Source organism: Nonomuraea solani, assembly GCF_900108335.1.
GTDB lineage: Bacteria > Actinomycetota > Actinomycetes > Streptosporangiales > Streptosporangiaceae > Nonomuraea > Nonomuraea solani.
In genome coordinates, this window is record NZ_FNVT01000005.1 from 50,930 (window position 1) to 64,021 (window position 13,092).

Annotated in this window: 16 protein-coding genes; 9 read left to right on the forward strand and 7 right to left on the reverse strand. The window is 69.1% G+C overall.

The features are described from left to right. Positions 1 to 384: 384 nt before the first annotated feature. On the forward strand, positions 385 to 792 hold the full coding sequence (locus C4V41_RS61920) for a redoxin domain-containing protein (protein WP_160150342.1): 408 nt from the start codon (positions 385 to 387) through the stop codon (positions 790 to 792). A 36-nt stretch (positions 793 to 828) separates the two neighbouring features. Beyond that, positions 829 to 1,677, forward strand: a complete 849-nt coding sequence (locus C4V41_RS19890) for a cytochrome c biogenesis CcdA family protein (RefSeq protein WP_103957411.1) — start codon at positions 829 to 831, stop codon at positions 1,675 to 1,677. Between the two features lie 430 nt (positions 1,678 to 2,107). Here the strand turns inward: C4V41_RS19890 and C4V41_RS19900 are convergent, their stop codons facing one another. Next, positions 2,108 to 2,344, reverse strand: coding sequence for a hypothetical protein (locus tag C4V41_RS19900; RefSeq protein ID WP_103957413.1), 237 nt, complete (start codon positions 2,342 to 2,344; stop codon positions 2,108 to 2,110). 328 nt (positions 2,345 to 2,672) lie between these two features. Here C4V41_RS19900 and C4V41_RS19905 point away from each other — a divergent pair, with 328 nt between their 5' ends. Then, the gene (locus C4V41_RS19905; RefSeq protein WP_146103718.1) at positions 2,673 to 3,068 is read left to right on the forward strand and encodes an STAS domain-containing protein; all 396 of its coding nucleotides are present in this window, start codon (positions 2,673 to 2,675) and stop codon (positions 3,066 to 3,068) included. 48 nt (positions 3,069 to 3,116) lie between these two features. Here the strand turns inward: C4V41_RS19905 and C4V41_RS19910 are convergent, their stop codons facing one another. Continuing rightward, positions 3,117 to 3,584 (reverse strand): GbsR/MarR family transcriptional regulator, encoded by a 468-nt coding sequence (locus tag C4V41_RS19910; RefSeq protein WP_103957415.1) that lies wholly within the window; start codon positions 3,582 to 3,584, stop codon positions 3,117 to 3,119. A gap of 169 nt (positions 3,585 to 3,753) precedes the next feature. Between C4V41_RS19910 and C4V41_RS19915 the strand changes: the two genes are divergently transcribed. Both C4V41_RS19915 and C4V41_RS63040 read left to right on the forward strand, forming a co-directional pair. Continuing rightward, entirely contained in the window at positions 3,754 to 4,842 is a 1,089-nt protein-coding gene (locus C4V41_RS19915; protein ID WP_103957416.1) for a CocE/NonD family hydrolase, read from the forward strand. Beyond that, a complete protein-coding gene (locus C4V41_RS63040; RefSeq protein WP_200824105.1) occupies positions 4,839 to 5,276 on the forward strand; it encodes a hypothetical protein in 438 nt (145 codons plus the stop codon). The genes C4V41_RS19915 and C4V41_RS63040 overlap by 4 nt, the downstream gene beginning before the upstream one ends. A gap of 42 nt (positions 5,277 to 5,318) precedes the next feature. Here the strand turns inward: C4V41_RS63040 and C4V41_RS19925 are convergent, their stop codons facing one another. Next, positions 5,319 to 6,044 (reverse strand): SDR family NAD(P)-dependent oxidoreductase, encoded by a 726-nt coding sequence (locus C4V41_RS19925; protein WP_103957417.1) that lies wholly within the window; start codon positions 6,042 to 6,044, stop codon positions 5,319 to 5,321. A 335-nt stretch (positions 6,045 to 6,379) separates the two neighbouring features. Between C4V41_RS19925 and C4V41_RS19930 the strand changes: the two genes are divergently transcribed. After that, on the forward strand, positions 6,380 to 6,793 hold the full coding sequence (locus C4V41_RS19930) for a type II toxin-antitoxin system PemK/MazF family toxin (RefSeq protein ID WP_235030258.1): 414 nt from the start codon (positions 6,380 to 6,382) through the stop codon (positions 6,791 to 6,793). A 221-nt stretch (positions 6,794 to 7,014) separates the two neighbouring features. Here C4V41_RS19930 and C4V41_RS19935 read toward each other — a convergent pair whose 3' ends face one another. The 3 genes from C4V41_RS19935 to C4V41_RS19945 all read right to left on the reverse strand — a co-directional run bounded on the left by C4V41_RS19935 (position 7,015) and on the right by C4V41_RS19945 (position 9,484). Continuing rightward, positions 7,015 to 7,158 carry a ferredoxin gene (locus tag C4V41_RS19935; protein ID WP_200824143.1) on the reverse strand — a complete coding sequence of 48 codons (144 nt, stop codon included), beginning with the start codon at positions 7,156 to 7,158 and terminating at the stop codon, positions 7,015 to 7,017. Between the two features lie 62 nt (positions 7,159 to 7,220). After that, a complete protein-coding gene (locus C4V41_RS19940) occupies positions 7,221 to 8,444 on the reverse strand; it encodes a cytochrome P450 (RefSeq protein ID WP_103957418.1) in 1,224 nt (407 codons plus the stop codon). 149 nt (positions 8,445 to 8,593) lie between these two features. Next, entirely contained in the window at positions 8,594 to 9,484 is an 891-nt protein-coding gene (locus C4V41_RS19945) for an RNA polymerase sigma-70 factor (protein WP_103957907.1), read from the reverse strand. A 317-nt stretch (positions 9,485 to 9,801) separates the two neighbouring features. Between C4V41_RS19945 and C4V41_RS19950 the strand changes: the two genes are divergently transcribed. Genes C4V41_RS19950 through C4V41_RS19960 form a run of 3 tightly spaced genes read left to right on the forward strand, consistent with a single transcriptional unit; the run spans position 9,802 to position 12,126 of the window. Continuing rightward, complete coding sequence (locus C4V41_RS19950) at positions 9,802 to 10,653, forward strand: SDR family NAD(P)-dependent oxidoreductase (RefSeq protein WP_103957419.1); 852 nt, start codon at positions 9,802 to 9,804, stop codon at positions 10,651 to 10,653. A 51-nt stretch (positions 10,654 to 10,704) separates the two neighbouring features. Then, complete coding sequence (locus C4V41_RS19955; protein ID WP_103957420.1) at positions 10,705 to 11,925, forward strand: NAD(P)/FAD-dependent oxidoreductase; 1,221 nt, start codon at positions 10,705 to 10,707, stop codon at positions 11,923 to 11,925. Between the two features lie 18 nt (positions 11,926 to 11,943). Beyond that, a complete protein-coding gene (locus C4V41_RS19960) occupies positions 11,944 to 12,126 on the forward strand; it encodes a sigma factor (RefSeq protein ID WP_235030259.1) in 183 nt (60 codons plus the stop codon). 509 nt (positions 12,127 to 12,635) lie between these two features. Here the strand turns inward: C4V41_RS19960 and C4V41_RS19965 are convergent. Then, positions 12,636 to 13,061 carry an STAS domain-containing protein gene (locus C4V41_RS19965; protein WP_103957421.1) on the reverse strand — a complete coding sequence of 142 codons (426 nt, stop codon included), beginning with the start codon at positions 13,059 to 13,061 and terminating at the stop codon, positions 12,636 to 12,638. Positions 13,062 to 13,092 lie beyond the last annotated feature (31 nt).

Sequence of the window (13,092 nt, forward strand, 5' to 3'; positions counted from 1 at the left end):
CCAGAAGGGGGATGCACAGCCTGCAGAACGGACTGTGCTGGGCACAATGAGGGCTCTTGCCCGATGGCCGAGATCTGCTGATGATGCGCGCGCTCAATCGCTCCGCGCCCGCGTGTCCTGGGTCATGTGGCCGTCATCGGCTTGTAAGAAATGACGCGGAGCCGCGCTTCTAAGGTGGGCGGCATGACCCCAGTGCGAACGGCGCTCGCCTCGGCGGCACTTGCCCTGCTGATGACCGGGTGCGGCGGGCCAGGGCAGGACCAGACGACTTCCGCTGTGACCTCCGCGCCGACGCCGTCCCCGTCGACGTCCCTGTCGACGTCCCTGTCGACGTCCTTGACGCCCGCGCCGACAACATCGCAGGAAACTACGAACGAGGCTTCCGTGCCCGCCACGCTGAAGTTTTCCGCCCGGACGCTGGACGGTGCGGCCTTCCAGGGCGCGAGCCTGGCGGGAAGGCCGGTGGCCTTCTGGTTCTGGGCGCCGTGGTGTCCCAAGTGCCTTTCCGAGGCGCCCGCGGTCAAGACCGCGGCCGGCACATACCGTGAGGTCGCGTTCGTCGGGGTCGCGGGGTTGGACACCGAGGCGGCGATGAAGGAATTCGTCCAGCGCACCGGTACCGGCCACCTCGTGCACCTGTCAGACGCCAAGGGCGCGGTCTGGACGAAGCTGGGTATCAGTCAGCAGTCCACGTTCGTGTTCATGAAACCGGACGGCTCCATAAAGAAGGCCGCGGGCCCGCTCAGCCAGGACAAGCTGGACGCGCACCTACGCGAACTCCTCGGCCGGTGATCCGGCCGTGTCCGCCTCCACATTGCGGGAGCGTGCATGAGCGATCTACCGCTGGCCTTGGCACTCACCGCCGGCACCGTGGCCGCGTTCAACCCGTGCGGCTTCGCCATGTTGCCCGCCTACCTCACCCTGCTGATCAACGATGAGGAGACCACACGCCGCGGGCCCGTCGCACGGGCGCTGATGCTGTCGGCGGCCATGACCGCCGGGTTCGTCACGGTCTTCGGCCTGTTCGGGCTCGCGGTCACCGCGCTGGCGGTGTCGGTGGGCGGCTACCTACCGTGGGCGAGCCTGGTCATCGGCGTGGTCTTGGCCGGGCTGGGCCTGTGGTTGCTGTCCGGTCGTGAACTGCTGCTGCGCCTGCCGGGGCCGGCCACCGGCCGCCCCACCACCTCGCCTTTGTCCCTGTACGGCTACGGCCTGTCGTATGCGGTGGCCTCCCTGTCCTGCACGGTCGGGCCGTTCCTCGCGGTCACCTCCGCTTCCCTATCCGGCGGCGGGTTGCTCGGCGGTGTGGCCGCCTTCGCCACCTACGCGCTCGGCATGGGCCTGGTCATCGCCGCACTGTCGCTGGCGGTGGCCTTCGCCCGCACCGCCGCGCTCGCCAGGCTGCGGCGCCTGCTGCCGTATGTCTCCAGAGCCGGCGGCATCCTGCTCACCCTGGCCGGACTGTACGTCGTCTACTACGGCTGGTACGAGCTGCGCGTCTTGGCCGGAGGGGCCGCCGACGACCCGATCGTGAGCACCGCGACAGCCGTCCAAGCCACCATCGCCGACTGGCTGGCAGGACTTGACGCCGCCTGGATCGTCGGCACGCTCACTTTGCTCGGCATAGGGACGCTCGCGCTGCGCAAGATGCGACGACGCGATCGAACCCTTGGCTGATGCCGCGCTGCGGCATCAGCCAAGGGTGTCCGCTGAACCGGCGCGCGAGGGCCCCGTCGGACCTGCGCCTGCCGCCAGGTCAACGGCCGTTGCCGCTTGCGCACCCAATGCCTTTGGCAGGCTCGCCTTGCGGTGAGGAGACCCGCAGGACCCGGAACGCCCGTACGACGGCCGGGCGGCGGTCGCTCGAAGAGGCGCCCGCAGCCCGCGTTCGGCCGGAGCGAGCCGGCCACACCCACCCCGCCCCATCAGATCCAGCACGTCCACCTCGCAGCACTCCCCACCCACTGCCTCGGTCAGCGAAGTCGACCACCCAGAGCGATGGTGAAGGGATCTCCGGACTTGACGTGGCAGAGGGCGGTCGTCGATGCAATGCAACGCGTCTCGGCCGCGGACCGGATGAGCAGCTCCGCACGGGCTCTTCGCGGCGTCATCCGGCCAAGCGCCGGCGCAGGAAGTTCTTGCCCTGCTCGGCCCCCTTGCGGCTTTCGGCCTGAGCGCGGCGAAAGAAGCCGGCCAGTTCCTCATCCCCGGCACGTTCGGCGTCGGCGACATAGTTCTCCAGCTTCAGCACGTTGCTCAGGCACTGCTCGACAAACCAGATCAGGTTGTAGTCCTTGTCCTGAGTTCCGGTGACGCTGCCGGTCTCCTGCCGAGTCGGATCCATCCGCTTGGCTCCCTGCTTTCGACGCTCGGGTTCATCGCGCCGACCGTCGCTCTCGCGCGGCGGGCTGCGCTGAGTGTCCTCTTCCCCGCAGGTGCGTCCTATGCCTGAGCCAGGCCCGCCTGCGCATAAAGACCTCCCTCGACAGGCGGCCGGCCTGCGCCAGCAGCGCGTCGACGCCGCCATATACCCACGCGACTTCGCCGGGGCTGCTGGCCAGCGGCGTGGCGGCCCGGCGTAGCAAAGGACGCCAGCGTCGGGTAACGGCAGTGTACTCGGCAGCGCCCTACCCGCCACACGGCACGCGTACAGTGGCGGTGTAGCGGCGTTCGTGTCGGCGCATGACCATTGTGTGCAGGTATGCCTTCAACCCCGCCGCGACTTGCAGCCGTTGAACATGACTGTTCTCACGGTAGACATCCGTTTCGATCACGCCCGGACGATCATGCAGCTGACCGGTGACCTGGACGTCACCTCGACGGAGACGCTGCACGAGGCGATAGAGGCGGTGCTGGTCGGACGGCCCAGCGCGATCGAAGTCGATATGGCCGACCTGAGGTTCTGCGACTCCTGCGGGCTGCGGGCGCTCCTGCAGGCGCAACGTCGCACCGGCGGCGCGGGCGCCGCCCTTCATCTCAGCCACGTGCACGGCCCCCTGGAGCGGGTCCTCACCATCACCCAGCTGGATGAGGCCTTCACCATCGATGTCCCACCGCCGGTGTCGTGACATGACAGCCGGCGCGTTGAGGCGCCAGCCGGGGCGAGGTGCGCCTGATCAACGCAGTGGCTGCTGTCGTTCTTGCCAGCGCTGCAGCAGGGTGGGGATCTCTTTGAGCAGGAACTGGTAGAAGTCGCGCATCTGCGTCAGCCGTCGATGCGCGGGATCGTCGGCTGTGGTGGTGGCGATGCCGGTCTCGGCGGCGGCGAGCATGAGCTGGGTGACGGTGTTCTGGCTGGTGAACAGGGTGGCCCAGGCGTCGTCGCGGAGGCGGTAGTGCTCGCGGCGGCTGCCGGGTGCGGGCAGGCGTTCGATGAGGCCGACCGAGAGCAGGGATTTTACCGAGCCGGAGACCGAGCCGGCGCTGACGCCGAGCCGGTCGGCGATCTCGCCCATGGTGACCGTCTCGGCGTCGGTGAACAGGAACACCGCCAGCGTCCGGGCGGCCATGCGCTGCAGTCCGCCTTCGGTCAAGGTCAGGGCCAGCCGTTCGGCCGCCTGCCACTGCTCGTGCCTGTCGTTCACCCGTCACCTCCGGTAGGCGATCAGGATAGCGAACCTCAGAAGGGTTCAGAAAGTTCTGAAGGTTCGCTATATTGCTGGCATCGGCTCCATTCCGGAGATGCGATGGTGTGCCGGGAAGCCTGGTCGGCGACGTGAGTTCGCTCACGTGCCGACGAGGAGATGACCCCCGATGACCTTGCTCAGCCGCCTGTTCGGCGTCCGTCCCGCCATCCGGCACCCGGTGCGCCTGCGGCGTGATGTCGAGATCCCGGCCGCTGACGGCGTGCGACTGCTGGCCACCCACTACTACCCGGCTGATCTGGACCGGCCGCCGCTGGTGCTGCTGCGCAGCCCCTACGGCCGGGGCAACGCACTCGATCAGCTGCCAAGGCTGCTGGCCGAGCGCGGCTACCAGGTGCTGTATCAGAGCCTGCGCGGCACGGCCGGCTCCGGCGGCCGTTTCGACGGCTTCGTCATCGACCCGGCCGACGCCGACGGCACGCTGGGCTGGCTGCGCGCCCAGCCGTGGTTCGGCGGCGTGCTGGCCACCTGGGGGGCCAGCTACCTGGGCTTCGTGCAGTGGGAACTGGCCGCCCGGCACATCCCCGAGTGGAAGATCGCCCTCATCCAGGATGCGCCGTCGGCCTTCGCCGAGCACTTCATGTACCCGGGCGGCGCCTTCGCGCTGGGCAACGCGCTGGGCTGGGTCCAGCTCGTGGACACCATGTTCAGCGGCAACTTCTCCCTGCCCCGACAGTTGCTGGCCACCTTCACCGCCGGCCGCAAGCTGCGCCGCGCCACCCTCACGCTTCCGCTGGAACAGGCCGATCGCGTGTTGACCGGGCGCCGGGTGAGCTGGTTTCAGGAGTGGATCAGCAACGGCCGCGACCAGGCGTACTGGGCGCGCATGGACCACCGCGCCCATGTGGAGCGGATGCCGCCCCGCGTGCACCTGCAGGGCGGCTGGCACGACTTCTTCCTGCCCAGCATGCTGACCGACCACGCGCGCCTGCTGGCCGCCGGGCGCGAGGTCCGGCTGCTCATCGGGCCGTGGGGGCACGGCCGCGGCCTGTACACCCGCGACGGCATGCAGGACGCGCTGGCCGCCTTGGACGCCGCCCTGAACGGCAGGGATGCTCCCACGGGCACACGGGTGTTCGTCACCGGCGAGCCAGCACCAGCGCCAGGATCGCGAACAGCCAGCCGGTCCAGCCGACCGAGCCGAGCAGCGCCGGGCGGCCGGTCAGCGCACCGAACACCAGCAGCGCGGCCAGCTTGAAACAACTCGGCGATGAGCTCGCCGAAATGCTCGAACGAGGTCCGCTGCCGCTCGCCGAAGGTGGCCACCGTGATACCGGCGGCGAACGCGTCCGGGAACGGGTTCGCCTGCCGGGCCAGCGCCTCCGCCAAGGTCTCCACGCCCAGCTCCAGTTCCGACTTGGCCAGCGTCGCCTCGATCGTGCCCGCGGCCAGCTCGTTGGCCAGCGCCAGGATGACCGTGTTGCTTGCCGCGAACGCCTCCACCGCGGCCACGTACTGGTCGACCTTCGCGGCCGTGGCCGTGTTCAGGTCCCGGGCCTGCCGGCGCTCGCCGGTCTCGACCCACAGCCACAGGTCATCGGGCTGCTCCCCGAACATCTGCCGCTGCGCGGGGTTTCGATAGGGATCCGGTCGATCGCTTTGCGGTTGGCGGTGGTGGTCAGGAGCCTGTGACAAGCCAACCCATGCTCATCTGTCTCTCCGTTCTGGGATGTTCTACCAGGCGATGGAACCGAGGCGGTCGATGAAGGTCCCGGTCGGCCCGTCAGAGGCGAGCGTCGCCCGATCGATGATCGGATCACTGCCCTCGGTGACCGTCAGCACGCCCGCGCGGTTCATGTCGGTGGCGGGGAACCTGCCGTTGGCGACCTCGCCGGGGGTCACGGCGTTGAACTTGATGGCCGGCAGCGCCTGAGCGTATCGGACGGTGATCATGTTCAGTGCCGCCTTCGACGAGGTGTAGGCGAGTTCGTACATCTTCGAGACGGCTTGCCCGGGGTCAGTCACGAACGCGATAGACCCCCCGGCGCCGGTGACCATCACCACCCGCGGGTTATCGGCCGCCTGCAACAGCGGCAGGAACGCGTTCGTGACCCGGACCGGCCCGTACACGTTGGTGTCGTAGACGGCGTGGATGTCCTTGGCCGTCGCGTCCGCCGGGTTGACACCGCCGCCCGGCGTGCCGGCGTTGTTGATCAGCACGTCCATCCGGTCGGTGTGCTGCCGGACCAGCCGCACAGCCCCGGCCACCGACTCCTCCGAGGTCACGTCCAAGGGGACCATGATGACGTGTGCGCCGTCGGCGGCCAGCTTCTGCGCGGCGGCGCTTCCCCGGTCCTCATCGCGTGAGCCGAGGAAGACCCGCCAACCCAGCTCTCCGAGCCTCCGCGCCGTCTCGTAGCCCAGGCCTTTGTTCGCTCCAGTGATCAATACTGAGGTCATGTTCTCTCCTGACGTCGTTGTACTTGCGACCATGTGACGGTGTCGACCCGATTCCTGTGACACTGCCGAGGTGTGATGTAGGCCACCAGCGGCGGTTGTCACAAACCGGCGGGATCGGCGTCTTGTGTGCAGGGTTCGACCCGCGCGAACCGACCAGCGATCCGGTCCCATGGCCGCCTCGAACGCCTCCCGCCAACGGGCAGGGTCTACGCGTGACCTGCGGCCACCACATGATCGTTTGTCTCGCACACCGATAATCAACGGTGGCCGCACCCGTCTCCACAGCGCGTCAGGGTCGCACAGCGTCCGCCTGCCGTCCTGTGCCAGGAGGACATGTGCAACGTGGCGAAGTCTGGTGGGTCGAGTTCGACGAGCGGCGGCCGGTCGTACTGCTGTCGGAAGGCGACACGTCCGGGATCCGGGTGATGCAGGTCGTGGCTCCGGCGGGCGTCGATATCAGCGGTCTGGGCATCGAAGTGGCAGTAGGTGCCATGGAAGGACTGCCCTTTGAAGGCGTGCTGCGGTTCGCGTTCCCATGTCCGGGATTTACCCCTTGCACGTGGCTGACCACCGTGTCCCGGGACGACCTGCTCGAGCGGGCGGGCGCCCTGCCCTACGCGAAACTCAACGAGATTGAGGATGCCCTCCGACTCGCTGGACAGGCGAAGGAGCGGACCCCGGCGACGACCGACGAAGCTCCGCGAGATAAGGGACGCCCTCCGTCTCGGTGGACTCGAGTAGTCGGGTAGGCGGAGGAGCGGACACCCCCGGTGGCGTGGTCGATCTCGTCCAGATGATCGACGCTGACCACCTGTCTCCTCGGAGCCCCTCCCCATCGAGATCACCATCTACGGCTGGAGTATCAACCGGATTCGGCACCTTGCCTCCAGCGCGGATGCGCTGGAGGCAAGGTCTGACCTACCCGCCCGCTACGGGCACGGACGGATGCGCAGTCCACCCGGGGTAGGGCTTACTCCTGCAGGATGGAGAGGGCTCGGGATGGGCACAGGGTGACGGCGTGGCGCGCCTGGGCCGCGCTCTGGTCATCGGGGTGATCTGTCAGCAGGGCCACGAGGCCGTCGTCGTCTTGGTCGAAGACGGCCGGCTCGGTCAGGACGCACTGGCCGGAGCCGACGCAGAGGTCGGGTGTCGGCTTTGATCCGCATCATGTCCTGCTCACCAGGTGACCGGGAGTTCGTGGGCGCCGTAGATGACGGCGTCGGACTTGAACGGCAGGTCATCGACCGGTGCGGCGAGCCGCAGGGTGGGGATGCGGCGGAACAGCGTGTCAAAGACGATCTGCAGTTCCATCCGGGCCAGGTTCTGGCCGAGGCATTGGTGCGGGCCGAAGCCGAAGGCGAGGTGGTGGCGGGCCCCGCGCTCGACATCGAGGTCGGCCGGGTCCTTGAACGCCGCCGGGTCCCAGTTGGCCGACAGGGTCGAGACGATGACGCCCTCGCCGGCCTTGATGTTCACCCCGCCGATCTCCACGTCTTCGGTGGCCAGTCGGGAGGTGACCCCGTCGGCGATGGTGAAGTAGCGCAGCAGTTCCTCCACGGCCATGGGCGTCCTGCCCGGGTCGGCCTTGATCAGGGCCAGTTGCTCCTGGTGGGTGAGCAGCCCGACCACGCCGAGCGAGATCATGTTCGCGGTGGTCTCGTGGCCTGCGGTCAGCAGCAGGAAGGCCAGGCTCACCAGGCTCGCGTGGTCGAGGGTGCCCTGCTGGCGTTGCCGGGCGATTTGCCGGCCGAACAGGTCGTCGCTGGGTTCGGACTCCTTGCGGGTGATCAGGTCGTCGATGTAGGAGCGCAGTTCGGCGAAGGCGTGCTGGCGCTCTTCACGCGAGGTCCGGCGCACCATCATGGTGGTGCGGCTTTGGAAGAAGTCGTGGTCGGTGTAGGGGACGCCGAGCAGTTCGCAGATCACCAGGGAGGGCACCGGCAGGGACAGCGCCTGCACCAGGTCGACCGGTCGCTGGTCGGTGGCGAGCAGGTCGTCGATGAAGTGGTCGACGATGGCCTGGATGCGCGGGCGCAGCGCGGCGAGGCGCTTCACGGTGAACTCGCCGATCACCGGGCGTCGGGCCGCGGCGTGTTCCGCGCCGTCCATGCCGAGCATCAACGGCGGCTGGCTGCGGAGCTGCTGCAGGGTCGCCGCGTCGAGGGTGAAGAGTGGGAAGCCGTCCTTGCGCTTGTCGGAGGAGAAGCGGCCGTCGGCGAGGACGGCACGGGCCTCCTCATGCCCGGACACCCACCACGCCTCGCCGCCGCTGGTCAGGCGGACCTTGCTGATCGGCGCCTGTTCGCGCAGTTGCTCGTAGGCTGCGGGCGGGGCGAACGGGCAGCCCCGCTCGACCGGTAGTTCCAGACCGGCGAGTTCGCCGGTAACGCTCTTCGTCATGAATGACCTCCCAGTGGGGAATTTGTTCTGCTTGTGGCGGCCTCGGAGCGTGATCCACATCGTCGGTTTCGCGTGGGACGAGAGTCGCCTGTTGGGCCACCGTCAGGTCCATATCGCTCCGAGGCTGTGGGCCGGCTCGTCACCGGTGTTCATCGCAGGGTGAGCGGGGTCTCGGATGCGATGCGGGTCAGCTTCTGCGGGTTGCGGACGTAGTAGAGGCCGGTGATGCGGGTGTCCTCGACCCGGGCTGCTATGACGCCGTCGATGTCGCCGTCCACGCGCAGGAGGAGTGCCGGGTTGCCGTTGACCACGGTGGGTTCGCCGGCGAGCGCGATCTGGGCCTTGCCGAGGCCGCTGACGATCATGCGGGCCACCTTGCCGGCGCCGATGATCGGCTGCGGCGCGGCCTGCTTGACGCCGCCACCGTCGCTGATCAGGACGACCTCGGGGGCGAGCACGTCGAGCAGGCCCTGCAGGTCCCTGGTTTCGACCGCGCGCTGAAACGACTCCAGTACCGCCCGGGTCTGGCTCGCGGAGACCACCTCGCGCGGGCGGCGGGCATCGACGTGCCGCCGGGCGCGGTGCGCGATCTGGCGGACGGCCGCGGCGTTCTTGCCGACGGCGGCCGCGATCTCGTCGTAGCCGACGTCGAAGACCTCGCGCAGCACGAAGACGGCGCGCTCGGTCGGCGACAACGTCTCCAGGACGAGCATGAGCGCCATCGACACACTTTCGGCGAGCTCGACGTCTTCGGCCACGTCCGGCGCGGTGAGCAGCGGCTCGGGCAGCCAGGGGCCGACGTACGCCTCCTTGCGGCGCTTCATGGTGCGCAGCCGGTCGAGCGAGCGCCGGGTGGCGATCCGCACCAGGTAGGCGCGCTGGTCGAGCACCTGCCCCAGGTCGACCTTCATCCACCGCAGCCAGGTCTCCTGCAGGACGTCCTCGGCGTCGGCGGCCGAGCCGAGCATCTCGTAGGCGACGGTGAACAGCAGGTTGCGGTGGGCGAGGAATGCCTCGGTCGCCTCGGAAACGCAGGCCATCCGGCTGTCGCCAGCCATCGGCTCGGCTGTGCCCGTCGTTGCATCCCTGCGCTCGTTCATACCTGGCTCCTCCCAGTTCACCCGCAAATCCTGCTCCATGCACAAGGCGCCGGCGCCGACCGCTGTGTGACATCCGTGATCGGTGACACACGTCACATGACCGCGCTGTCACAGGGACCGGGTCGCCGGCGCCTCATGGTCGTCAGGACGCCGCGCGAACGATTCGCGCGGCACAAAACTCCCCGAGTCGATCGCCTTTGGCCGGTTGCGTGGTGACCGCCGCGCGACCGCCACCGCAGAAAGAACGGAAGGACATCATGAGCAAGGTCTGGTTCGTCACCGGTTCGTCCCGCGGCCTCGGCCGCAACTTCGTCGAGGCCGCCCTGTCGCGCGGCGACCAGGTGGCCGCGGCCGCCCGGACCGCCGCGAGCCTTGATGAGCTGGTCGCCGCCTACGGCGAGGCGGTGCTTGCGCTGGAGCTGGACGTGACCGACAAGGCCGCCGTCTTCGACAGCGTCAAGCGGGCCAGGGAGCACTTCGGCCGGCTCGACGTCGTCGTGAACAACGCCGGCTGGGCCCAGGTCGGCGCGGTCGAGGAGCTGACCGAGCAGGACCTGCGCGACCAGCTGGAGACCAACCTGTTCGGCGCGGTGTGGGTGATCCAGGCCGCGCTGCCCTACCTGCGCGAGCAGGGCGCGGGGCACATCATCCAGCTGTCCTCGGCGGCCGGGCTCATGGCGATGCCGCTCAGCGGCGCCTACAGCGCCTCCAAGTGGGCTCTGGAAGCCCTGAACGAATCCCTCGCCCAAGAGGTCGCCGACTTCGGCGTCAAGGTGACCGTGATCGAGCCCGGCGGCTTCGCCACCAGGTCCGGCAAGAACCCCGATCCCCTCAACAACGGCCACCTGTCCGAGCCCGACCCGATCTACGACGGCCTTCGCCAGCGCATCGCCGCGTTCGCGGGAAAGCAGCCCGCCGGCGACCCGGCCGCCGCGGCCCAGGCGCTCCTCAAGCTCGTCGACTCCGACAACCCGCCCCTGCGGGTGCTCTTCGGGCAGGGCTTCTACCCGATGCTCCAGCAGGTCTACGCCGACCGGCTCAAGACCTGGGCCGAATGGCAGGACCTGTCGGCGCAGGCTCACGGCAACCTCGATCAAGAAAATCGGTGACCCAGGGGCGAGTCAACTCACCGGGAGCAAGCGAACCGACAGGAGCAACACATGAAGCACCGCATCGTCGTCCTTGGCGCCGGCTATGCCGGGGCCTACGTGGCCGGGAACCTGGCCCGTCGGCTGTCCCCGGCGGACACCGAGATCACCGTGGTCAACGCTGAGCCGGACTTCGTCGAGCGGCTGCGGCTGCACCAGCTCGCGGCCGGCCAGGAGATCGAGGCTCAAAAGCTCGCCGACGTCTTCGCGGGCACGGGGATACGGCTGCGCCTGGCCCGTGTCACCGCCGTCGACCCTGAGCGCCAGGTCGTCGCCGTCGCCGTCGCTGACGCCGACGGCGGCGGCGACGGCGAGCTCGGCTACGACACGCTTGTCTACGCGCTCGGCAGCCACGTCGCCGACTGCGGCGTCCCCGGCGTGGCCGAGTACGCCTTCCACGTCACCGCCCGGCCCGCGGCGCTGCGCCTGCGCGAGCGCCTGAACAGCCTGGACAGCCTGGACAGGCGGGGCGAAGGCGGGAGGGTGCTGGTCGTCGGCGACGGGTTGACCGGCATTGAGACCGCCACCGAGTTCGCCGAATCCCGGCCCGGCCTGTCGGTGGCGCTCATCGCCCGAGGCGAGCTGGGCGCCCGGCTGTCCGCCGGAGCCCGCAGCCACCTGCGCCAGGCCTGCGACCGGCTGGGCATCACCGTGCTGGAGCACACCAGCGTCGAAGCCGTCCAAGCGACGCGGGTGCTGTGCGCCGACGGCACCGCCCTGGCGTCCGATGCAACCGTGTGGACGGCCGGGTTCGCGGTCAACCCGATCGCCGCCGCCAGCGGGCTGGAGGTCACCGAGAACGGTCAGATCGTCGTCGATGACACCATGCGGTCGGTCTCGCACCCGAACATCTACGCCGCCGGCGATAGCGCCTACGCCATCGGCGACAACGGCCGGCCGCTGCCGATGTCCTGCGCGTCGGCCGGCTCCACCGGCCGGCAGGCCACGGACGCGATCGTGGCACGTCTGACCGGCCGCAAGATTGTGACGAGCAAGCTGGACTACCCGGGCAACCACATCAGCCTCGGACGGCGGGACGGGATCCTGCAGATGGTCGACGACGAAGCGCAAGCAAAGCCAAAGTACGTGGGCGGCCGGAAGGCCGCGCGGATCAAGTCGGGCATCCTCCAGATCTCGCTGTGGGGCATCTCGCACCCGACCTTTGGCCTGCCCAAACGCAAGCGCCGCCTGGCCACCGCGCCGGATGCGTCCGCCGAGAAGGCGCTCGCGTAACCGCCTCACGTGGTCCGCGTGGACAGCACCGCCACTGATCGCTTGGACACCAATCGGTTCGAGGCCAGCCGGAACCGGCTGGCCTCACTGGCCTACCAGCTGCTGAACTCCGCCGCCGACGCCGAAGACACCGTGCAGGACGCGTTCTTGCACTGGCAGCCGCCCACCGGCAGCGGATCAAGGCGCCGGAAGCATGGCTGACCAATATCATCACCAACCTGTGCCTCGACCGGCTCCGCTAGCGCTACTACGAGGGGCCAACACTGTATGACGGCCCAGCTCGACCAGGGGGTGCGGCAGACCGTCGTGCAACGGTGGGAGCCGTTCGACCCCGCCACCGGCCTGCCGATCCGGCGGTAGCGATCCGGCAGTACACGGCGCCGACAGGGCCAAGCGGCACCGGCCTCCCGGAGTGGGCCCTCGTTCTCCCCGGTACAAGCCCAGCTGGATATTGTCGAAAACAATCTTCCGCTGGGCAAGTGCATCCTGCTGACTGCGGAAACCTCCTGTGCAGGCGACGTATGGCACCCTGATGCGCCGCTGTGGCCCGCTTCAAGCCTCGCCCGTCGCCCCGCCGGCCTACCGTCAGCTCCCGCGCCGAAGCCGGGCTCTCCGTCCACCAGGGAGGAACATCCGCCATGGACGAGCTGATGACCATGCTAGGCGACCTCGACCGTCTGGCCGCCCGCGTCGCAGACGGGCCGATGCCCTCACTCGCCACGATCACGGACCTGCTCCGCCAGGTCGGCCAGGCCGCGACCGCTGGCCGACTGACCCACGAGCAGGCCGCCGGCAGCGCGGCGCGCGGCCTCAAGCGTGTCGTAGAGCGGCAGGTGATCATGCAGGCCGGCGATGGTCAGCAGGCGCTCGATGAGCGGAGTGGGCCGCGCGAACGCCACCACCGCCTGCGCCTCGGCCAGGCTCTGGTAGAGCGCCAGCAGGGCCGCCACTCCGGAGGAGTCCAGAAACCTCACCCCCGACATATCGATCACCGTCGCCGCCGGCCCGGCCGGCAAGGACGCCTGCACCCGCGTGCTCAGCCCGCGCGCCGCAGGCCAGACCAGCTCGCCCTCCAGGCGCACCACCAGCACCGTCTCCTCACACTCCGTATGCACGGCCAGCTCATCCGCACGCATCGGCTGCCTTTCGCTCCGGTGGGTCAAGTCA

Bases quoted from the DNA above. Each gene is read 5' to 3' on its own strand.
- C4V41_RS19945 (WP_103957907.1), bottom strand. From the start codon at position 9,484: ATGGCCTGCGTTTCCGAGGCGACCGAGGCATTCCTCGCCCACCGCAAC.
- C4V41_RS19925 (WP_103957417.1), bottom strand. From the start codon at position 6,044: ATGACCTCAGTATTGATCACTGGAGCGAACAAAGGCCTGGGCTACGAG.
- C4V41_RS19890 (WP_103957411.1), top strand. From the start codon at position 829: ATGAGCGATCTACCGCTGGCCTTGGCACTCACCGCCGGCACCGTGGCC.
- C4V41_RS19955 (WP_103957420.1), top strand. From the start codon at position 10,705: ATGAAGCACCGCATCGTCGTCCTTGGCGCCGGCTATGCCGGGGCCTAC.
- C4V41_RS19900 (WP_103957413.1), bottom strand. From the start codon at position 2,344: ATGGATCCGACTCGGCAGGAGACCGGCAGCGTCACCGGAACTCAGGAC.
- C4V41_RS19950 (WP_103957419.1), top strand. From the start codon at position 9,802: ATGAGCAAGGTCTGGTTCGTCACCGGTTCGTCCCGCGGCCTCGGCCGC.
- C4V41_RS19940 (WP_103957418.1), bottom strand. From the start codon at position 8,444: ATGACGAAGAGCGTTACCGGCGAACTCGCCGGTCTGGAACTACCGGTC.
- C4V41_RS19965 (WP_103957421.1), bottom strand. From the start codon at position 13,061: ATGCGTGCGGATGAGCTGGCCGTGCATACGGAGTGTGAGGAGACGGTG.
- C4V41_RS19915 (WP_103957416.1), top strand. From the start codon at position 3,754: ATGACCTTGCTCAGCCGCCTGTTCGGCGTCCGTCCCGCCATCCGGCAC.